The following is a 21,073-nucleotide window of genomic DNA, read 5'->3' on the forward strand; positions in this document are numbered from 1 at the left end:
CGGCAAGATGATCGACGCGCCTTTCGTCGAGCGCGCCCGTGCCCTCGTGCAGAGCGCCGAACGGCTTGGACTCATTGCATCCGCAACGTCGAGCGAGGTGCGCCAATGAGCCAGCCTGCCGAATCGAATGCAGCGCCGCGCGGCCCGCTCGCGGGCGTGCGCGTGCTCGACCTGAGCGCCTATATCGCGGGCCCGTATGGCTGCACGCTGCTTGCAGACCAGGGCGCGGACGTCATCAAGATCGAGCCGCCCACGGGCGATAACCTGCGCAAGTATCCGTCCACGCTCCAGGCCGAGAGCCGCGCCTTTCTCGGCGTCAATCGCGGCAAGCGCGGGCTCGTGCTCGACCTGAAGCAATCCCGCGCGCAGGAGGTGCTGCTGCGCCTCGTCGAACAGGCTGACGTGCTCGTGCACAACTTTCGACCCGGCGTGCCGGCACGGCTCGGTATTGCCTGGGAACAGCTGCGCGAAGTGAACCCGCGGCTCATCTACTGCGCAGTCACCGGCTACGGCGACCAGGGCCCGAACAAGGACAAGGCCGGCTACGACCAGGTGCTGCAAACCATGACGGGCATGTGCGCGCTGCAGGGCAAGAGCGATGGCCCGCCCGAGATTCTTTACGGCTCGGTGGTCGACTACTACGCCGCCGCGCTCGTCGCAGCGGGCGTATCCTCCGCGCTGTTCGAGCGCGAGCGCAGCGGCGCGGGCCAGTACGTGGGCGTTTCGCTGCTGCGCAGCGCGCTCACCATGCAGTCCGCGCGCATGATCTGGGCCGACGACGAGCCGAAGGACGTTGGCCGCGACATGCGTTCGGGCGGCATCACCGGTATTCATCCGACGCGCGAAGGCTGGCTCTACATCTCCGCGAACACGCCGCATTTCTGGCAGGCGCTCTGCGAAAAAACCGGGCTCGCTGCACTCGCGCAGAACGAGCGTTACGATTCGGTGCGCAAACGTGCCGAGCATCGCGACGAGATCGTGCCGCAATTGCACGCCGCGTTGCAGGCGCGCAGCGCGCTCGAATGGGAAGCGCATTTTGGCGAGGCGGTGCCCTGCGCGGCGGCGCGCACCGTCGAAGACATGTTCGACGATCCCCAGGTGCTCGCAGAGGAGATGGTCACGCGCTACGACTATCCCGGCGTGGGCGCGTATCGCGGCTTTCGCGAGCCGATTCGCTTCGGCGCGACGCCTGCGCCGGACCCGATCGCCGCGCCCGCCTTCGGCGAGCACTCCGATGTGGTGCTGCGCGAGGCCGGCTGGAGCGATGCCGATATCGAACGATTGAGAAACGAGCACGCCGTGCTCTGAACACACAAAGCTGCATCCGCGCGCGTCCATGCCTGGTAGCGCGCGGCAAACAAGGAGACAACGCGATGGAGCGTGAGCAGCATGTCCATACCATCGAGGCCCCCGGGGCGCGCATCGCGGCGCCCGCCTTCGCGTGCGATTCGCACATCCACATCTACGATCGCCGCTTTGCGGCCTCGCCCGGCAACGGCGCGCATATCGTCGATCGCGCGACGGTCGAGGACTATCGACGCGTACAGGAACGCACCGGCACGCAGCGTACCGTGATCGTCACGCCGCGCCCCTACGGCACCGATAACTGCGTGACGCTCGACGCGATCCGCCAACTGGGCATCGACAACGCCCGCGGCGTAGCCGTCCTGCGCCCCGAAGTGAGCGACGCCGAACTCGACATGCTCGACCGCGGCGGCATACGCGGCATCCGCTTCACGTTGTACACGCCGCATCAGGCGGTCGTGACCTTCGACATGGTCGAGCCGCTTGCGCAGCGCATTGCCGAACTCGGCTGGCATGTGCAGTTGCACTGGACCGCCGACCAGATTGTCGAGCACGAAGCATTGCTCACTCGCCTGCCCTGCAAGATGGTGTTCGACCACCTCGCGCGCCTGCCCCTGCCCGCGGGCACCGCGCACCGCGCGTATGGTGTGGTGCGCCGTCTGGCCGCTTCGGGGCGCGTATGGGTCAAGCTCTCGGGCGCCTACCTCGATTCGCAAGTGGGCCTCGCAGGCGGCTACGCCGACCTCGCCGACACAGCACGCGCATGGTCCGCGCTGCTGCCGGAGCGCACCGTGTGGGGCAGCGACTGGCCGCACGTGACGGAGGCGCACAAGCCCGACACCGCCGCGATCTTCGATCTGCTCGGCGCGTGGGTCGACGACGAAGCGGCGCGCAAGCGGATTCTCGTCGACAACCCCGCCGAACTCTACGGCTTCGCCCGATGAACTAGCGCCACTGCGCCCCCGATACAAACAGCCGCGCGCCAGGTACGTGCGGCCACTTTCAGCACCAGGAGACGAAACATGAAGTCCACCGCTACCGCCGCACCCGTACGCAAGACACGCTTTACCGACGCGACGATCAGCCTGTTCGAGCGCACCATTCCCGACCCGTTCGTGCTCGCGATCCTCATCACCGCGGTCGTGGCCGCGCTCTCGGCGATGTTCGCCCCGCATGCGACGCTCAACACGCTCGTGGTCGGGTGGTACAAGGGCTTCTTCAATATCCTCACGTTCGCCTTCCAGATCACGCTCGTGCTCGTCACGGGCCACGCGTTCGCGCACGCCGCGCCCGTGCAGCGCGTGTTCAAGGCGCTCGTGGGCATCGCCCGCACGCCGGTGCAGGCAGCGGCGCTCACCTTCCTGCTAGTAGCCGTGGCCTCGTTCTTCAACTGGGGCCTCGGTCTCGTGGTGAGCGCGCTGCTCGCGCGCGAAGTGGCCAAGCGCATGCGCGTGGACTTCGCGTGGATCGTCGCGGCGGGCTTTTCGGGCTGGGTGGTGTGGGCGAGCGGCATTTCCAGCTCCATCGCGCTCGCGCAGTCCACGCCGGGCAGCGCGATGAACGTCGTGCAAAAGCTCACGGGCGAAGTGCTGCCGTTCAACGACACCGTGTTCACGGCGTTCAACCTCGTGCCCGTGCTCGTGATGCTGGTCGCCACGCCCATCGTGCTCGCACTGCTCAAGCCGCGCGATGAAGACGCCGTCGTGCTCGACATCGAGAATAACCCCGACCCGGAACCGCGCAAACGCCCCGAAGGCAAGCTGAGCTTCGCGAAATGGCTCGAATACTCGTGGATCGGCAGCGCGTTCATCGGCCTCGTGGGCGTGACGTTCCTCGTGCTCGCGCGCATCGAGCACATCGAAGCGTTCTCCGGCGTGAACGCCGTGATCTTCGTGATGTTCATCGCGGGCGTGATCCTGCATGGCTATCCACTCGCTTACGCGGATGCGGTCAAGAACGCCGCCAAACAGACCGGCTCGATGATGCTGCAATACCCGCTATACGGCGGCGTGATGGGCATGATGGACGCCACGGGCCTGCCCAACGTGATCTCGCACTTCTTCATCGCGATCTCGAACACGCACACGCTGCCGTTCTGGAGCTATGTGTGCTCGCTCATCGTCACGTTCTTCATTCCGAGCGGCGGCGGCCACTGGGCCGTGCAGGGCCCGTTCGTCGTGCCCGCGGCGATCGCGCTGCATGCTTCGATGCCCGCAACCACCATGGCCGTCGCCATGGGCGAGCAGGTCTCGAACATGATGCAGCCCTTCTGGGCCGCGCCCGTGGTCGCGATGGCGGGCATCGGCGTGCAGCGCGTGCTGGGCTTCACGGTCATGACGTTCCTGCTCGGCACCGTGGTGTTCGGCGCGGCGCTGCTGCTGCTCGTTTGATGCGCATTCTTCCCTGAAACGAACAAAGAACAAGGAGACACCGCATGCAACGGCGTGCATTCATGGCGTCGCTCACGGCGCTCGCCGCGGGCGCGGGCACATTCGGCGGCATCGGCGCGGCGCGCGCTCAGAAGGTCGCTTCCGCATCGGCTTCGGCCACGATCGCGCAGCGGCTTGCGGCTTACGCCGCCGCGCTTGACTACGACGATCTCGATGCCGGTACGATCGAGGCGGTCAAGACCCACTCCGCCGACGCGCTGGGCTGCGGCATCGCCGCGCTCGGCGAGAAACCCGTGGGCATCGCGCGCCAGGTTGCGCTCAACTACGCGAGCGGCGACGGCCGGGGCGCAACCGTGCTCGGCACGCAGCGGCGCACGTCGCCCGACCTCGCGACCTTCGCGAACGGTGCGGCCATCCGCTATTACGACCTCAACGACGTCTATGCGGGCAAGGAAATCGGCCACCCGAGCGACAACATCGCCGCATGTCTCGCCCAGGCCGAGGCCGAAGGTGCGAATGGCCGCGATCTGATCGTCGCCATCGCCCTCGCCTACGAGATCGATTGCCGCCTCATGGACGCCGCTTCGATCAGTTCGCGCGGCTGGGATCACCCCATCTTCAGCCTGCCAGCGGCCGCGCTCGCGGCGGGCAAGCTCATGAAGCTCGACGAGCGGCAACTGGCCGAAGCGGTCAACCTCTCGCTCAACGGCCACCTCGCGCTGAATCAGACGCGTGTGCAGACCATGTCGAACTGGAAGGGTCTCGCCGATGCCGACGCCGCACGCAACGCGGTGTTCTCGGCCGCCCTCGCGCGCGACGGACTCACGGGCCCCGCGCCGATCTTCGAGGGCAACGCAGGGCTGTTCAAGCAGGTATCCGGCCCATTCAGCATCGACACGGCGAGCTTCGGCGGCAAAGGCCGGCCGTTTCGCATCAACGACTGTGCCGTGAAGTTCTACCCTGCGCAGGCGCTCACGCAAACGGCGATTGCTGGCGGCATCGACGTGGCGAAACAGGTGGGCGACCTCGATCGTATCGTCAGCATGGAGATTCGCACCTCGCACGAAGGCTACTTCTCGGCAGGCATGGACCCGCAGAAATGGGCCCCCGAAACGAGCGAGACTGCCGATCACAGCCTGCCCTACGTGACCGCGCGCGCCATGTTCGACGGCGATATCAGCCTGGCGAGCTATCGCACCGAAGCGCTCCATGACCCGAAGATCCGCACCTTCATGCAGAAGATCAAGGTTGTAGAGGATCCCGAACTGACCCGGCTCTATCCGAAATATTACGCGACCATCGTAAGCGCCACGCTCACGGACGGACAAACCGTGTCGAAGCGCGTGGACGACATTCCAGGCTTCGCCACGCGGCCGATGCAGCGCGGCGACTTCGAAGCGAAGTTCCGCAAGAACGCGGTGCCAGTGATCGGCAAGGCGCGCGCCGACGATGCGCTTGGTTTTTTCTGGAGTCTCGACGAGCAGCGCGACCTCTCGAACCTGTTTGCGCCACTCGTCGTGCACGCCTGAAGAACGCGAGGGGAAGCATCACCCCCTCCCGTGTCGCGCCGAAAGCTCCTCCAGATCGAGATCGCGTTCGAGCACGCGCAGTAGTTCGTCGTGGATCAGGCCGGCACGGTGCAGCTTCAACAGCTCCGCGCGTCCAGCCTCCACGGCGGCCAGCACGACATCGTAGTGCGAGGTGCGCATTTCCTGCGGATAGCTCTCGGCGTTTGCAAAATTGCGCGTGAGGTTCGCACGATACGTGTACTGCTCCAGCAGCCGCGGGTGGATCACGCTGCCGTCCGGACCATGGACGAGCGGCGTGATTGCCGCTAGCTGGGCGGCTTCGAGGCGCGCCCACGCCTGCGGCTCGTTGAGGTAGGGTTCCTCCCCTTCCATATCGTTCGCAGGCCTGATCAGCTTGATGAGCGGTCCGATGGTCGTGCCTTGCAGCAGCACCGTGAACAGAATGACGGCAAATGCGGCGAAGAGAATGAGATCGCGGCCCGGCATCGCTTCCGGCAGCGCAAGCGCAATGGCCAGCGTGACCACGCCGCGCATGCCGGCCCAGCTCACCACCGTTGCGCCACGAAAGTCCGCCGCTTTCACGCGGGTCGGTAACATCCGGTGCAGCGCGGTCCTGACGATCTCGATGCCATACGTCCACACGCAGCGCGAGACGACGACGGCGAGCACAACGGCCATTGCAGCGGGACCGAGCAGCGCGACAGCATTGCCCGTCCCGCCGAGGCGCAGCATGACCCCACGCAGCGAGAGGCCGATCAGCACGAAAACCAGCGCCTCGAGCACGAAGACCATGACCTGCCAGAACGCCGTGCCGCGGCTGCGCACCGTGGCCGAAAAGATTTCGTGCTGATGCCAGCCTAGCTGCATGCCGCACGTGACCGTGGCGATCACACTCGAAACGCCCAGCATGTCCCCCGCGATATAGGCGATCCAGCCTGCCAGCACGGAGGCGGTGATGATCAGATACTCGTCCTGGAGCTGACGCAGCAGGCACACGACGACATAGCCCACGACAGCGCCGACAACAATGCCGCCCAGCGCGAGCCCGACGAAACTGAGCGCCGCATTCGGCTCGCTGAATACGCCCGTCAATGCCGCCGCGACGGCGAAGCGAAACAGCACGAGACCGGCGGCGTCGTTGAGCAGGCTCTCGCCTTCGAGCAGCACCATCAGCCGGCGCGGCAGCGCGAGCCGCTCGAGCACGGCTTTCGCGGCGACCGCATCGGGCGGCGAGACCACCGCGCCCAGTGCGAAACATGCGGCCCAAGGCAGTGACGGAACGGCCCAATGCGCGACCACGCCAACGGCCCACGTCGTGAATGCCACCGCGCCAATGGCGAAGAGCAGGATGGGCGCGAGGTGACGCTTGAAGTCGGACCAGACGAAGAAGTAAGCGCCGTCCATGAGCAAGGGCGGCAGAAACACGATGAGGACGAGGTCCGGGTCTATCACCACGGGCGGCAGGCCGGGCGCGAAGGCCATGGCGGCGCCGCCGACCAGCAGCGCGGCAGCGGGCGGCAGGCGCAGGCGTTTGGCGAGCAACTCGAGCGCGATGATGGCGATGAGCGAAAGGAGCACGAGCTTGAACGCCGACACAGCCGACATGACGCTTCCTTGTTTTTACCCAGGTACGGTGAGTGGAGGAGCGCGGCCGCCCCCTTCAATTCCCGCAAGCGTGAATCAAAAACTGCTGCATCGCTCGCGCCGGATCGCTGAGCACGGCACCAGGATGCCACAACATGCCCGCTTCCATCTGCGGAATGGCATCCTCGATGGCGCAAGCGTCGATGCGCTTGCCCTCCAGCGACCACGGCCTGAACACCATGTCCGAGAGTATCGTCACGCCGAAGCCATGCGCCACGAGCCCGCGCAGCGCCTCCATCGAACTCGTGCGAAACGCGATATTCGGCGCAACGCGGCGCTTTTTCCAGTAGCGCAGCGTCGAGGCCTCGCCCTCGTCCACCGTGAGCTGGATATAGGGGTAACGCGCGATGTCGCGCAGCGTGACGGTGCCCATCTGCGCGAGCGGATGCGTCGGCGCGGCCCACAACTGGCGGCGCGAACGCATCAGCAAGTGGTGACCGAAGCGCGCGCGCCGCTCCACATTGGAAAGCAACGCCACGCCAAGGTCGACTTTGCCCGCGAGCACCGCCTCCTCGATGGCCGGCCGGTCCAGATCGTGCAGATCGATCTCGATCTCGGGATAGGTCGCCCGAAACCGCGCGAGCAGTTCTGGCAGGAAGTAGCCGAGCAGCGTATAGGAGGCGGCCATGCGCACCGTGCCGCGCAAGCTGTGCGCGCGAAACGGCGCCTTGTGCAGTGCGTCGCGCACCGACTCCAGCACGTGGCGCGCGTGATTGAGGAAGTCCTGCCCGTCTGGCGTCAGTTCCACACCTTGGGGCAAGCGCACGAAGAGCCGCGTGCCGAGCGCCTCCTCGAGCGCAAGCACCGCGTTGGTGATCGCCGACTGCGAGACATGCTCGGACGTCGCCGCCATCGAAAACTGCCCGTTCTGCGCCGCCGCCACAAAGTAGCGGAACTGCCGCAAGGTCACGTCCTTGGCCATGTGCTTTTCGAATATCGTGAGTCGATGGTTCCGATTCTACGATACGTGGTCTTAAACGTGCCCGCAGCGGCCGGCCCCACACAAACCGGGTATCAGCGCGGCGCCATCCGCAACGCGCCATCGAGCCGGATCACCTCGCCGTTCAGATAGCGGTTGCCGACGATATGCTCGACGAGCGCCGCGAACTCCGCGGGCTGGCCAAGACGCTGCGGAAACGGCACGCCCGCGCCCAGCGCCTGCTGCACTTCGGCGGGCATGGCGAGCAGCATCGGCGTTTCGAAGATGCCGGGGGCGACGGTCACCACGCGAATACCGTTGCGCGCCAGTTCGCGCGCCGCCGGCAACGTAAGTGAAACGACACCACCCTTCGAAGCCGCATAGGCCGACTGCCCGATCTGGCCATCGTACGCGGCTACCGAAGCCGTATTGACGATCACGCCGCGCTCGCCGCCGGCATCCGGCGTATTGTTCGCCATCGCCACGGCGGCGAGGCGCATCACGTTGAAGGTGCCGATGAGGTTGACGCTCACGACCTTCGCGAACAGATCGAGCGAATGCGCGCCGTCTTTTCCGACGATGCGCTGCGCCGGCGCGATCCCCGCGCAGTTGACCACGCCATGCAGCGCACCGAAGCGCTGGGTGGCAAGCGCGATCGCCGCCTCGACGCTTGCCGCCAGCGTCACATCCACCTCGACGGCCAGTGCATGCTCGCCGCCGAGCGCCGCCGCGTCACGCGCACGAGCTACGTCGATATCGCCGAACACAATATTCGCGCCGCGTTCGAGCAGATGTCGGCCCACCGCCGCGCCGAGTCCAGAACCGCCGCCCGTGATGAAAAACGTCTTGTCCTGCACAACCATTTGAGTATTCTCCGTTGGTTATCGATTCGTTATCCGATCTTTCAAACCGTCTCGCCAGCCAGTTCCGCCCGATACTTTTCGCGCACGCCGCGCGAGCGGTCGTAATTGCGCTCCTTGACGATACCGAAGCCTCGCACCGCACCCGGCACGCCAAGCAGGCCGACGGCTGCCGCCAGCGTCTGCTGCGTCAGTTTGCCGAGCACGAGGCGCACGTCTTCCTCGAATTCGCCGATCATCGCGCGCTCGATCACGCGGTCGCGCTGCCGTGCGAACGGATCGAGCGCCGTGCCGCGCAGCGCCTTGCCGTGCTTGAGTACACGCAGCAGCGGCTCGGCCCACACGCCGCGCAGCGCGATCTTGTTGCGGCGCCCGGTTTGCGCATCGCGGCGCGTGAGGAGCGGCGGCGCCATGTGGAACGTCTTCCTGACCGCCGTGCCATCGAACAACGCGCACAGGTACGCGCCGAAGCCGCCATCGGTGTGCAGGCGCGCAACCTCGTACTCGTCCTTGTAGGCGAGCACCTTGAAGTATTGGCGTGCCGCCGCTTGCGCAAGCGCGCCGCTCGCCCCTCCGATCGCGCGCTCTGCCTGCGCGACGGCATCGACCAGCGCGCGATAGCGCTTCGCATAGGCGGCGTTCTGGTACAGCGTGAGATCGTGCTCGCGCTCGGCCACGAAGCGAGCGAGATCGAACGGCGTGTCAGCGACCGCTAAGTCCGCTCCCGTCACGCGTTCGAGCGCGCGAGCGTCCTGTGCGATCAAACGACCCCAAAGGAACGCGCGTTCATTCATCTTCACAGCCGCGCCATTGAGCCCGATTGCCTGCAGGATCGATGCTTCGCTAAGCGGCACGAGCCCCGACTGATACGCGTAGCCCACCATCATCATGTTCGAAGCGATGGCGTCGCCGAAAATCGCTTCTGCCGCCGCCGTGCAGTCCCAGAACACCATGCCGTCCGCGCCCATCGCGCTCTCGATCGCCGCCTGATGCACGGCTTTGCTCACGGGCAGATCGCCGTCGCGCACGAAGTCGGCGGTCGCGTTGATGCGCTCGTTCACGATCGCGCGCGCGCCGCTGCCCGGCAGGCGCGAGAGCGCGCCCAACGATGCCGCCACCACGGCGTCGCAGCCCAGCAGCACGTTGGCCGCATGCGCGCCGATACGCGAGGTGGTGATGAGCCCGCGGCTCTGCGCGATCTGCACGTGGCTCAACACCGCGCCGTTCTTTTGCGCGAGGCCCGTGAAGTCGAGCGTCGAGGCGCCGCGCCCTTCGAGGTGCGCGGCCATGGCGAGGATCGCACCGATCGTCACGACGCCCGTGCCGCCCACACCCGTCACAACCATGCGCAGGTGTTGCTCCAGCGCCTGCGGCACGTGAGCGGGCGGTGCGAGCGTGGCGCGCAGTTCCGCTTCGATGCGCTGAATGCGCGCGGCGTCCGGGCGCTTCGGCTCCATGCCCTCCACCGTCACGAAGCTCGGGCAAAAGCCCTTCACGCACGAGGTGTCCTTGTTGCAACTCGATTGATTGATGGCCCGCTTGCGGCCCAGCTCCGTTTCGAGCGGCTCGATCGCGATGCAGTTCGACTGCACGGAACAGTCCCCGCAGCCTTCGCAGACGGCCGGATTGATCACCACACGCGTGGGCGGATCGATCAGCTTGCCGCGCTTGCGGCGGCGCCGCTTTTCGGCGGCGCAGGTCTGGTCGTAGACGATCACCGAAACACCCTTCTGCTCGCGCAGGCGGCGTTGCAGCGTATCGAGCGCGTCGCGGTGCAAGAGCGTCACGCCCGCAGGCAACGCCTGCGAGCCCGCGTACTGCTCGGGCCGGTCGGTCGCCACGACGACTTCGTTCACGCCTTCGGCCCGGACCTGCGCCACCACGCGATGCACGGTGAGGCCGCCCTCGGCGGGCTGGCCGCCGGTCATCGCCACCGCATCGTTGAAGAGGATCTTGTAAGTGACGTTCGCGCGCGCCGCCACGGCCTGGCGGATCGCCAGGCTGCCCGAGTGCTGATAGGTGCCGTCGCCGAGATTCACGAACAGATGCGGCATGTCCGTGAAGGTCGACATCCCGACCCACTGCACGCCTTCGCCGCCCATCTGGCAAAACGTCGCCGTGTTGCCCGCCTCGCCGAGCGCCATGATGTGGCAGCCGATACCGGCCGCGGCATGCGAGCCGTCGGGCAGACGCGTCGACGTATTGTGCGGGCAGCCCGCGCAGAAGAACGGCTTGCGGGTGAGCGGTTCGCCTTGCGGCGCTTGCGCGAGCGCGATCACGCGCTGCGCACCCGAACGCGCATGGGTCGCGCCGGTAGCGACCAACGGCAGATCGATCTCGACGTGCCGGAAAAACCGCTGCAGTGCGTGCGCGAGCTGCTCGGGTGCGAACTCCATCGCGGCGGGCAGCAGCGGCTCGCGCTCGCCGAGCGTCTTGCCGTGCACGGACGGCCGCTCGTCGGCCCGCACGTTAAAGAGTGCTTCCTTGATCTGCCGCTCCACGAACGAGCGCTTTTCCTCTACGACGAAAAGCGCCTGCATGCCGCGCGCAAATGCCTTGAGCCCTTTCGTTTCGAGCGGCCAGATCATGCCGACCTTATAAAGCCCGATACCGAGTTGTTCGAGGCGCTCGGCCGTGAGCCCCAGCGCCTCGAACGCGGCCAGCACGTCTGCATGCGCCTTGCCCACCGTCACGATGCCCACGCGCGCCTGCGCGGGGCGCAGCAACGCGCGGTCGAGCGGATTCGCCCGCATGAAGGCGAGCGCGGCGGGCAGGCGCTCTTCGAGCACGCGGCGCTCCAGTTCGGCGCGCTCCGCGGGCCAGCGCAATTGCGGGTCGTAGTTGAAGCCGCGCTTCGGCGGCACGGCGATGTCGGCGGGCAAGCGCAACGGCACGCCGCGGCCCACGCGCATCGAGCGGCCGCTTTCCACCGTCTCCGTAATCGCCTTGAAACCGACCCACAGTCCGCTGAAACGCGACAGCGCATAGCCGGTGAGCCCGTACTCGATGTATTCCTCTACCGACGCCGGAAAGAGAATCGGCATCATCGCGCCTTCGAAGACGTGGTCCGTCTGGTGCGGAAACATCGACGACTGCGCCGCGTGGTCGTCGCCGGCCACCGCCAGCACGCCGCCGTGCCGCGCGGTGCCGAGCATGTTGGCGTTGCGGAACACGTCGCCGGTGCGGTCCACGCCCGGCCCCTTGCCGTACCACATCGAGTACACGCCTTCCACACGTTTGCCGGGAAACGCGTCGAGTTGCTGCGCGCCCCACAGCATGGTCGCGCCGAGGTCTTCGTTCAGGCCCGGCTCGAAGCGCACGTCGAAGTCCGCGAGCAGTGCCTTCTGGCGCCACAGTTCCTGATCGAATCCGCCGAGCGGCGAGCCGCGATAGCCGGAGACGAGACCCGCCGTTTTCAGCCCGGCAAGGCGGTCCGCGCGCGCCTGTTCGATCAGGATGCGCACGAGCGCCTGGGTGCCGGTGAGAAAGACCGCGCCGTCCTCGCGCAGGTAGCGGTCTTCGAGTCGATAGTCCGTATCGATCTGGCGATCGGTCTCGACGGCTCGCATGTTCATGGTGTCTCCGCTGTTCGACTTGTGGGTATTAGCGGATTCTAGGTAGCCAATAGCGGCGATTCGTGCCAAACTGAGCCACATTCTGTTCATCAATTAGCAACACTCGCCCCAAATTCAACTTTTTCAGGGAAAGCTGGCCAATGAAATTCGACCGCGTGGATGTGGCCATCCTGCACGCCCTGCAGCGCGACGCGCACGTGAAGTCGGCCGACCTCGCCGAATCGCTCGGGCTTTCGCTTTCACCGTTCTACCGGCGCATCCGTATGCTCGAAGAGCGCGGCGTCATCACGCAGTACGTCACGCTGCTCGATCAGGAGAAAGCGGGCTTTCCCGTCAACGCCTATGTGTCGGTGGCAATCGAGAAGAAGAACGAGACACGGCTAGCCGCGTTCGAGCGCGCGATCTCGAACTACGACGAGGTGATGGAGTGTTATTTGATGACGGGCGCGTTCGACTACATGCTGCGCGTGGTGGCGAGCGATATTGCGGGCATCGAGCGTTTCGTCATGACGCGCCTCACCAAGATCGAGGGCGTGCGTGACATTCACACTTCCGTGGCGCTGCGCCGCGTGGAGTACAAAACCGAGCTGCCGGTGCGCGTGCGCGACGAGTGACGCGCGGTGCAATGCTGCGGTTCAGGATGTCGAAGGAATCACTGCTTAGCGAGGGCGTTCACGCCTTTTGCCCCGTCTTGCGGCGCGCGCCTGCGCCGTGAGCAGCGCGGCGGTGCGCTGTTCGAGCGCCACGTTGCGGCGCTGCGTTTTCTCGTGCGCCTCGGGGGCAGGCGCACCGGCCGGCACATTGCATGCCGGGCCGGTTTCTCGTCATGAACGTGGCGATATTTCGGGCGGCGAGCCCTCATGAAAGAGCTGGCTGAGTTGCGCGCGCAGTTCGGGCGAATCGGCGTGACGATGCACGCTCACCGCGTGTTGCACGGCAGCTTCCAGAAGCTCCGAATCCGAATCCGCCGAGATAGCAACCGTGCAGTTCATCTCACTGGGAAACTCCCTGCAGTCAATGTACTTTCGCGTCATGGTGGAACCTCTCGCTGGGCGGGTAAAAAACAGGCACGCATGCAGGCCGCGCGCGTGAAAATTATAGAATCCATGCATTGTGCTTGCTAAACTATTAAAGCGAATCCAGACGCGACAATAATCTGAATTAATTGCACGTTTTTTTATCAAGCTGCGTAATTTAGGTTATCTAATGAATCGACGAGGCTCGGTGGCTGCCTGGGTGCAATCCAGATTGTCACAAAGCGCTCGCCGCCCGGCCCCTCGCGGTCCGGCCAGAGGCGGCCCCCGCCGCCCTTTGCGAAAGCCCTTCCTTCCCGCTTTCCCGACCGGACGCACGCCGCGTCACGCGCGTGCGTCAGCCGCATTGATTCGACAATTGAAGCGGTCGCCTGCAGTTCCGTTCAGTCCATGAAAACGCACGTCCGGCTAATGGCGCGCGTTTGTCCGATCCGTTGAATTGAGAGGTGTGCCATGTCGAGCCTGTCGAGCGAATCCATCGCCACATTGAAAAGCGCGCTGCGCGGCGAAGCCCTGCAACCCGGCGACGCGGCCTACGAAGAAGCCCGGCAAATCTGGAACGCGATGATCGAGCGCCGCCCCGCGCTCATCGTGCGCTGCCGGGGTTGCGCCGACGTGCGCCAGACCGTGGCGCTCGCGCGTGAAAGCGGCCTACCGCTCGCCGTGCGCGGCGGCGGCCACAATATCGCAGGCAGCGCGCTATGCGACGGCGGCATCGTGATCGATCTCTCGCTGATGAAGTCGGTCAGAGTCGAGCCCGCCACACGCCGCGCGTATGTGGAGCCCGGCGCCACGCTGCACGATTTCGACCACGAAGCGCAGGCATTCGGCCTCGCTACGCCGCTCGGCATCAATTCGACGACGGGCGTCGCGGGTCTCACGCTGGGCGGCGGCTTCGGCTGGCTAAGCCGGCGCTTCGGCATGTCGGTCGACAACCTCGTCGCCGCCGACGTCGTGACCGCCGACGGCAACCTGCTGCGCGCGAGCGCCGAAGAAAACGCCGACCTCTTCTGGGCGCTGCGCGGCGGCGGCGGCAACTTCGGCGTGGTGACGATGTTCGAGTTCGCGCTACACCCCGTCGGTCCCGAGATCTACGGCGGACTGGTCGTGCTGCCGTTCGACGCCGCGAAAGAAGCGCTGACACACTACCGCGAAGCGGCCGAAGCGATGTCCGAAGACCTGACCGTGTGGAGCGTGTCGCGTCTCGCGCCGCCGCTGCCGTTCCTGCCGCCCGAGGTGCACGGCAAGCCCGTCATCGTGTTCGCGATCTGCTATTCGGGGCCGCCGGAAAACGGGCCGAACGCGGTGGAGGCCGTGCGGCGCTTCGGACCACCGTGTGGCGAACATCTCGGGCCGATGCCCTATGCCGCGTGGCAGCAGGCGTTCGATCCGCTGCTCACGCCGGGCGCCCGCAACTACTGGAAATCGCACAATCTCGACGCGCTGCCCGACGGCCTCATCGACACGCTGATCGACGCCATCGCCGCGCTGCCCTCGCCGGAGTGCGAAATATTCTTCGGGCAAATTGGCGGCGCGACCCTGCGCGTCGCGCCCGATGCGATGGCCTACCCGAATCGCGACGCGCTCTACGTCATGAACGTGCACGGCCGCTGGAGCGATCCCGCCGACGACGCCCGCTGCGTCGCCTGGGCGCGCGGCTTCTTCGAAGCTTCCGCGCCTTATGCGCTCGGCAGCGTCTACGTGAACTTCCTCACCGACGACGAACGCTCGCGCGTCGAGGCGGCCTATGGTCCGAACATGAGCCGTCTCGTCGCCGTCAAGACGAAATACGACCCGCACAATCTTTTCCGCCATAACCAGAACATCCGGCCCGAAGGGTCGGCCGAGGGAAGCCAGTAATCCGCGTTTCGATGTCATCGTAAGGGGAATCGTCATGTCGACTTATGTGGTGCTTGCGCAGTTCACCGACCAGGGTATCCGCGCCGTCAAGAACAGCGCGCAACGGGCCGGTCAGGCAGCGGAACTCGCCAAAACTTTCGGCTGTGAAATGAAGCAGATCTACTGGACGCTCGGGAAGTACGACATCGTCACGGTCATCGAAGCGCCCGACGAGGAAAGCTTCATGGCGTTCGGCCTCGCACTCGGGTCGCTCGGCAATATCCGCACGCAAACGCTGCGCGCCTTGAGCAAGGATGAGTTCACGGCGGTTCTCGGCAAGCTCAATTAATGAGCGCCGGCGCGCGGCACCCGGGCCGGTGCCGCGCCGCCATTCATCATTCTTCATACCTATTCGCCGCACGCGCGGCGCATTCCTCCCGCCAGATTGGGGGAGGCAGTTCCCTGCCCGAACACACCATGGCGCGCGAGCAACCTTCCGGGAAGCCGCATTGCGCGAGCGAAGTCTTTCTTTTTGGCAAACGTTTGCCTCTCGGGTATCAAGTCCGCGCGCGCGAGGCCGACAACGCGTACATCGCCACGAATTTTTGGAGACCCGGACGTGACGCGCGTTTTGCTTTTACTTACCGTAATGGTTGTGACAGGCTGCGCGCAACTGCAGCCGCCCACTACGGCACAAACCGGGAAACCCGCCGAGTCGAACGTCATCATGAAGTTCGACATTCCCGCCGATGCACTAGGCGCGCACGACCCGCAACTGAGCGCCGTGCTCGCCAAGGCCGGCGCGCTCGCCGCCGCGCAAAAGCAGTCCACCGTGATCCGCGTGACGGCGCTGGGCGAGGACTTCAAGTACATCAATCAGGCCATCTGGCGGGGCGTGCCCGCGCGAGGGCCCAAGCCCGCGCTAGAAAACCTGACGGCTGGCGCGAACCAGACGTACAGCGTCTCGATCGAACCGATGCATGCTGGGAGCTGACACGATGCGTCCGATCGTTCTCGCCGCTGCACTCGGCCTAGGTAGCGCCGCCTGGGCGGGCCAACCCGCCGCCAGCGCGCCCGCCTCCACCGTCGTTGCCGCTGCCGCCATGCCTGCCGCCGACAAGGTCTATCCGCCGCTGCCCTCGCTCGCCATGCTGCCGCCCGCAACCGGCGACGACGACGAGGCTCACGCGCCGCATTCGTCGTCGCACAACAAGAAGAAGACGCGTCAGCGCGATTGCCACTGCGCCATGCCCACGCCGCGTCTCGTTGTCTCCGACACCTCGCGCGCCTATCTCAAGGACATCGAGCAGAAACTCGATTCCGCTCTCGCGCAGTGACGTCGCGCATTGACGCCCAACCCGGAGCTTCGACCCATGCAGCAGAAGACCAACGCCCTGCGCCAGCTACGATCGCGAGTCATGCGCGCGTGGGTCGCGATCATGAGCCTCGCGGCGCTCGGCGCGACGGTCGCGCATGCCGCGCCGCCTGCCGACGAATGCTTCGAAAAGGCCGGCGCCTACCAGGGCGTGAATCCGCTCGTGCTGCGCGCCGTAGCGTGGCGTGAATCGAAAGGCGACGCGGCGGCCATCAATCACAATGCGAACGGCTCGATCGACGTCGGCCAAGCGCAGATCAACTCGATCCACTTTTCGGAGCTTTCGCGCGAGGGCATTCCGCACGGCGCCCTCACGGACCCGTGCGTGAATATTTTCGTGGCCGCCTGGCTGCTCAAGCAAAAGATGGTGCGATACGGCAACACGTGGCGCGCGATTGGCGCATACCACTCGGAGTCGCCGCACGAGCGCGATGCCTACGCGCGCAGCATTCAGGCCATTCTCGTGAGCTGGGGCCACCTGCAGCCGGGGCGATGAACGAAGCGCCCGGCGTCGCTTCCTATTCGTTGCATGCGCAACGATCGCTTAGCCGCGCAGCTTGTTCAACAGCTTGAGCCCGCGGCGCGCCATGGCCGAATAGAGCTCGGCGCCCTTGAGCGCAGGGTCGACATGGCGCTCGTAAGGCTGCAGCGTGATCGGGAAATACGGCGCAAGCTTCTCCACCACGCGCTGTGGCGAGATGTGCGTGTTGCTCTGGACCACGGCGAACATGCCGTCGCTTTCCGGCGCAAGGTGGCGGGCCTCGCTCCAGCCTTCCATCTTGTCGGCAAACCAGACGCTTTCGTCGGCGTGCAGCGCGCGCTGGCCCGGTTTCGGGCCCGTGTGGTACTGCTCCAGCAGCCCTTCGTGTTCCGCGTTGAGCCAGTAAAGCGTGTATTCGGTCCAGTCGAGTGCGTAATTGGCGAGCAGCACGCGCCGCCAGTCGGTGCCGTGCAAAGCCGCGAGGCGCTGTTGCAGGCTCAGACACAACGTGCGCGACAGGATGGCCGGCGTCCACCAGATGCCGTCGCGCGCGAGTTGCGGATCGAGATTCAACAGCTTCGCCGAAGCCTCCCAGTAATACGGCTCGACCGTGCGCGGCTGAACATGCGTGAGCGCCCGACCGTCGAGAATCAGCGTATCCGCGCTGAAGCGATGCGTGGCGAAGCAGTCGGGGTCGAGCACGAGGAAATACTCGGTCTCGATCCATTCGGGTGCATTCAGCTTGATGATCTGCTGCCGGTGCCAGTTGCGGATCTGATGACGCTGCGAGAACTCCGCAAAAATGCCCATGTACAGCGATTCGTCGACCACTTCGATGGGGAAATCGGACCACGCTTTCGCGTAGCCCTTGACCTCTTCGAGTTCGTCGTGCGGCACGACGATGACGAAACGGTGAAACGTCCTGGGCGTCGTGAAGTGACGCAGCGACGAGAAGAGGATGTCGCAACGGCCGATATTGTCGGCGTAATGCCGTCCCCGCGTCTTCACCGGCAGGATCGCGCTGATCTGGTGCATGGCAGTCAGGTCCCGAATGTTAGAAGAATCGGTAAATGAAGTTCGGGATATAGCCGCGCCGATGCGTCAGCGCAATGCCGATCAGCCTGCCGCCCGCGTCGAGCAGCTGCGTTTTCAGGCCGAGGACCACGGGCTTGCGCGACACCTCTGCGCGCACCGCCATGACCGTGGCGTCCGCCAGCGCCGCGTTTTCGATGCCGGCGAACGACTGGCTCGCGGGCGGCGCATGCACGACGATGTAGTCGTGCGCCTCGCGCAGCGTATTGAACAGGGTCGTGGTCTGCTGCCACGAAGTCGGGAACGTGCCGCTCTCCGGCCGCGCGACGACGATGTTGTGCCGCTCGACGCTTTCGAACAGGAGGCCGCTCGAAGCCGCGATCTCCGTGGGCGCCGCGCTCGCCGCACGGCTTTGCCCGCCGTGTCCCGACCACGTCAGCAGGCCCTGCGCGTTCGGCGGGCCATAGAGCGGCGAGTCGGCGCCGGAAGCCATGTCGAGAATGAGGACCGGCTTGGTCGTGCGATGCTCGAGTTCGACGGCGAGGCCGCGAATCACCGAAAGCAGCCCATCGTTCTTGCCGAACGAGAGCGCCATGACCACCTTGGCGGGCGAGTCCGTGCTCGCGTTGATGGCCGCGATCATGCGGCCATACGCCATGTGCGCGGGCCGGCTCGCCGCTTTGGCCGCGTCGGCCGACGCCCCCGCGGCGCCGGGCCGGCGTGCGCCGCCGCCGAGCATCACCGGCGCGTTCAGCACCGGCAGCAGCAGAGAGCGCTCGGCCTGCTCCGGACTCAGGAAGGTCTCGCGCAGGCTCGCCATGACGAGCACGACGAGCGCCGAAATCAGCAGACCCGCCGCCACGCTCGCCGCAATGATGAGGCTGGCCGACACGCTGCGCTGCGAAGGCGGGAACGGCGCCTGGATCACGCGCACGTTCGTGCTGTTCACCTGGCTCACCTGTCCCTGCTGGATCTTCGCCAGCTCGACCTGGCGCGAACGGTCCTTGAAGCTGTCGGCCAGAATGTCACGCGTTGCCTGCAGCTGGCGCATCTGGCTGGAGATGTCGCTCAGGCTGCGCAGCTTCGCGCGCGTGTCCTTGATCTGCTCTTCGAGCGCCTGCTGGCGCGCGGTTTCGCCCGCGATGCTCGCATTCAGTGCGGCCAGCCGCCCTTGCACCACGTCGTAGTAATCGTTGTGGCCGTAGCGCGTGGCCGTGGCCATTTGCGCCTTGCGTCGCGCGATGCTCGCGTGCATGTCGGCGATCTGCTGATCGATCTGCTGCACGAACGGCGAGCTGTCCATGTAGCGCGAGGCGAAATCGGCGCGGCGCGCTTCGAGCTGCATCAGCGAAAGCTGCATCGTGTCGAGCGCATGGGCGGCCTCGGAGTCGTCGGTGAAGATCGGGATCGTGGCCTTGACCCCCTTCGAGGACGCCTGCTCCGACTTCAGTTCGCCGCGATGCTGCGCGAGCGACGTGTCGTTCTCGAGCTTTTGCTGAACCAGTTGGCTTTCGAGCAGCACGGCGCGCGAGGTCTGGTCGTCGATATTGACGATGCCGTGCGTTTTCTGGAACGCGAGCAGGTCGGCATCGGCTTTTTTCAGTTGCCTTGCGACTTCGTCGCGCTGACCAGTGAGGAAATCGACGCGGCCGGACGTGAAAATCGTCGCGCGCCGGCGGAAGTACGTGTCGAGCAGACGCGAAAGCGCATCGGCTGCTTCCTTGGGATCGGCGTCGTAATACGTGAGGTTGATGGTGCTCGCGAGATCGTTTTGCTCGATATGCAGCCGATGCTCGAATTCCTGCAAATGGCTGTCGATTTCTTGTTCGCTTGCGTTCGGCCCCAGTTTCGCGATCACCACGTCGCGATGCAGTTCCGGGCTGCTGAGGATCTGCGCTTCGACGCCGTCGAGCTGGCCAATGGCGGGCTGCACCGCGGCGCCGCCATTCGGGTTGTTCGACTGGTCGTAATATCCTGCAAGGAGTACGAGCAAAGTCGACTGCGCCCGGTAAGGCATGGGCACCAGAAGCGCAACCACCACGCCGATCGCCACAACGGAAAGAAATACCGCTGTTGCAACCTTGCGATAATAAAAAAAGGTGTTGAGATAGTCCCGGACCGTCAGTTCGACAACAGCCGCCTTCCTTTCAGGCCTTGTTCTAGTAGTAATAACCATACAGGTGCGGTTCCAGGCCAGCAGTGAAGATTCGACGGCGCATATAATACGTAAGAAAACATCCAGGATGTCGCGTTAAACTGACATCCGCGAAAAAATCGTGCGAGTTCCACCCTTCATTAACGGCAATTCCTGCCGTTACTTGACAAGAGATCAGGAACCGCAAGCCACCGCTTCACCCACGCGCCCGATGAACATACTCCGACCAGCCTGCGTCCTCGGGCTGATAACGCTTACCGCCTGCACCCAGACCTGGGTGGAGCCGCAATTCCAGCAGCGGGCGCAATTCGCCGCGTGGTCGCAAGCCTCGCCGGGCGTCTATCGCATCGAACCCGGCGACGACCTCTCGGTCGTCATGCCTTTCAATGCCGAGCTGAACTTCCGCGGTTCGGTCGCGCCGGACGGCGGCCTGACCATGCCGTTCGCGGGCACGATCCCGGCGGCAGGGCTCACGGTCGCCCAGCTCGGCGACGCCATCGACAAGGCGCTTGCTGCCAACGGCATGGCGAAGAACGCGCACGCTTCGGTTGCCATCGTGCAGTCGGCCGCTAAAATCTATGTGGCCGGCCAGGTCGCGCGCCCCGGCGAAATCGCGCTGCACACGGGCATGAGCGTGCTGCAGGCCATCGCCGCCGCGCAGGGCTTGCTCGACACGGCGCGCACCAACGAAGTCGTGCTGATTCGCCGCAGCCCCGATGGCCGCCCGATGCTGCGCACGATCGACCTCGACGCGCTCACGCATCGCGGCGACCCGGCGCAGGACGTCATCCTGCAGGCCACCGACACGATCTTCGTGCCGAAGTCCTCGATCGCCGAAGTCGACCAGTGGGTCGATCAGTACATCGACAAGGTCATTCCGTTCCAGCGGGGCTTCGACTACACGATCTCGAACAATCCCACGACGTACTAAGCCT

The 21,073-nt window shown here is 65.4% G+C and carries 18 protein-coding genes; 11 read left to right on the top strand and 7 right to left on the bottom strand.

All coding sequences use genetic code 11. The annotated features are described in order from the left end of the window. Positions 1-105: 105 nt before the first annotated feature. The 4 genes from ACOJB8_RS34195 (at position 106) to ACOJB8_RS34210 (ending at position 5,224) form a co-directional block, all read left to right on the top strand. Positions 106-1,308, top strand: a complete 1,203-nt coding sequence (locus tag ACOJB8_RS34195; RefSeq protein WP_342948730.1) for a CaiB/BaiF CoA transferase family protein — start codon at positions 106-108, stop codon at positions 1,306-1,308. Between the two features lie 65 nt (positions 1,309-1,373). Continuing rightward, positions 1,374-2,249, top strand: coding sequence for an amidohydrolase family protein (locus ACOJB8_RS34200; protein WP_342948729.1), 876 nt, complete (start codon positions 1,374-1,376; stop codon positions 2,247-2,249). Between the two features lie 78 nt (positions 2,250-2,327). After that, positions 2,328-3,695, top strand: a complete 1,368-nt coding sequence (locus tag ACOJB8_RS34205) for a short-chain fatty acid transporter (RefSeq protein ID WP_342948728.1) — start codon at positions 2,328-2,330, stop codon at positions 3,693-3,695. A 44-nt stretch (positions 3,696-3,739) separates the two neighbouring features. Next, the gene (locus ACOJB8_RS34210; RefSeq protein WP_475016580.1) at positions 3,740-5,224 is read left to right on the top strand and encodes an MmgE/PrpD family protein; all 1,485 of its coding nucleotides are present in this window, start codon (positions 3,740-3,742) and stop codon (positions 5,222-5,224) included. Positions 5,225-5,242: 18 nt separating this feature from the next. Here ACOJB8_RS34210 and ACOJB8_RS34215 read toward each other — a convergent pair whose 3' ends face one another. The 4 genes from ACOJB8_RS34215 to ACOJB8_RS34230 all read right to left on the bottom strand — a co-directional run bounded on the left by ACOJB8_RS34215 (position 5,243) and on the right by ACOJB8_RS34230 (position 12,222). Further along, positions 5,243-6,829: a Na+/H+ antiporter gene (locus ACOJB8_RS34215; RefSeq protein WP_069263442.1), complete on the bottom strand. Its 1,587-nt coding sequence runs from the start codon at positions 6,827-6,829 to the stop codon at positions 5,243-5,245. Positions 6,830-6,884: 55 nt separating this feature from the next. Continuing rightward, positions 6,885-7,790: a LysR family transcriptional regulator gene (locus tag ACOJB8_RS34220; RefSeq protein ID WP_342948725.1), complete on the bottom strand. Its 906-nt coding sequence runs from the start codon at positions 7,788-7,790 to the stop codon at positions 6,885-6,887. Between the two features lie 92 nt (positions 7,791-7,882). Continuing rightward, a complete protein-coding gene (locus ACOJB8_RS34225; RefSeq protein ID WP_342948724.1) occupies positions 7,883-8,650 on the bottom strand; it encodes an SDR family NAD(P)-dependent oxidoreductase in 768 nt (255 codons plus the stop codon). Between the two features lie 41 nt (positions 8,651-8,691). After that, positions 8,692-12,222 (bottom strand): indolepyruvate ferredoxin oxidoreductase family protein, encoded by a 3,531-nt coding sequence (locus tag ACOJB8_RS34230; protein ID WP_342948723.1) that lies wholly within the window; start codon positions 12,220-12,222, stop codon positions 8,692-8,694. Positions 12,223-12,362: 140 nt separating this feature from the next. Here ACOJB8_RS34230 and ACOJB8_RS34235 point away from each other — a divergent pair, with 140 nt between their 5' ends. After that, positions 12,363-12,836 carry an Lrp/AsnC family transcriptional regulator gene (locus tag ACOJB8_RS34235; RefSeq protein WP_069263434.1) on the top strand — a complete coding sequence of 158 codons (474 nt, stop codon included), beginning with the start codon at positions 12,363-12,365 and terminating at the stop codon, positions 12,834-12,836. A 210-nt stretch (positions 12,837-13,046) separates the two neighbouring features. Here the strand turns inward: ACOJB8_RS34235 and ACOJB8_RS34240 are convergent, their stop codons facing one another. Further along, a complete protein-coding gene (locus ACOJB8_RS34240) occupies positions 13,047-13,256 on the bottom strand; it encodes a DUF1059 domain-containing protein (protein ID WP_069263432.1) in 210 nt (69 codons plus the stop codon). Positions 13,257-13,709: 453 nt separating this feature from the next. Between ACOJB8_RS34240 and ACOJB8_RS34245 the strand changes: the two genes are divergently transcribed. From ACOJB8_RS34245 to ACOJB8_RS34265, 5 genes are all read left to right on the top strand, one after another. Continuing rightward, entirely contained in the window at positions 13,710-15,116 is a 1,407-nt protein-coding gene (locus tag ACOJB8_RS34245; protein ID WP_368727737.1) for an FAD-binding oxidoreductase, read from the top strand. Between the two features lie 34 nt (positions 15,117-15,150). Beyond that, positions 15,151-15,444 (top strand): GYD domain-containing protein, encoded by a 294-nt coding sequence (locus ACOJB8_RS34250; protein WP_069263426.1) that lies wholly within the window; start codon positions 15,151-15,153, stop codon positions 15,442-15,444. 270 nt (positions 15,445-15,714) lie between these two features. Next, a complete protein-coding gene (locus ACOJB8_RS34255) occupies positions 15,715-16,089 on the top strand; it encodes a hypothetical protein (RefSeq protein ID WP_368727736.1) in 375 nt (124 codons plus the stop codon). 4 nt (positions 16,090-16,093) lie between these two features. Continuing rightward, on the top strand, positions 16,094-16,432 hold the full coding sequence (locus tag ACOJB8_RS34260; protein WP_475016584.1) for a hypothetical protein: 339 nt from the start codon (positions 16,094-16,096) through the stop codon (positions 16,430-16,432). An 81-nt stretch (positions 16,433-16,513) separates the two neighbouring features. After that, positions 16,514-16,966, top strand: a complete 453-nt coding sequence (locus tag ACOJB8_RS34265) for a lytic transglycosylase domain-containing protein (protein ID WP_428996002.1) — start codon at positions 16,514-16,516, stop codon at positions 16,964-16,966. A gap of 48 nt (positions 16,967-17,014) precedes the next feature. On the opposite strand, the gene ACOJB8_RS34270 is transcribed toward ACOJB8_RS34265, so the two are convergent. Further along, positions 17,015-17,986 carry a DUF6492 family protein gene (locus tag ACOJB8_RS34270; RefSeq protein WP_069263421.1) on the bottom strand — a complete coding sequence of 324 codons (972 nt, stop codon included), beginning with the start codon at positions 17,984-17,986 and terminating at the stop codon, positions 17,015-17,017. A 19-nt stretch (positions 17,987-18,005) separates the two neighbouring features. Further along, positions 18,006-20,024 carry a GumC family protein gene (locus ACOJB8_RS34275; protein ID WP_475016586.1) on the bottom strand — a complete coding sequence of 673 codons (2,019 nt, stop codon included), beginning with the start codon at positions 20,022-20,024 and terminating at the stop codon, positions 18,006-18,008. A 325-nt stretch (positions 20,025-20,349) separates the two neighbouring features. On the opposite strand from ACOJB8_RS34275, the gene ACOJB8_RS34280 reads away from it, so the two are divergent. Beyond that, a complete protein-coding gene (locus ACOJB8_RS34280; protein ID WP_069263417.1) occupies positions 20,350-21,069 on the top strand; it encodes a polysaccharide biosynthesis/export family protein in 720 nt (239 codons plus the stop codon). Positions 21,070-21,073 lie beyond the last annotated feature (4 nt).

This window comes from Paraburkholderia sp. BR10141, from assembly GCF_056155635.1.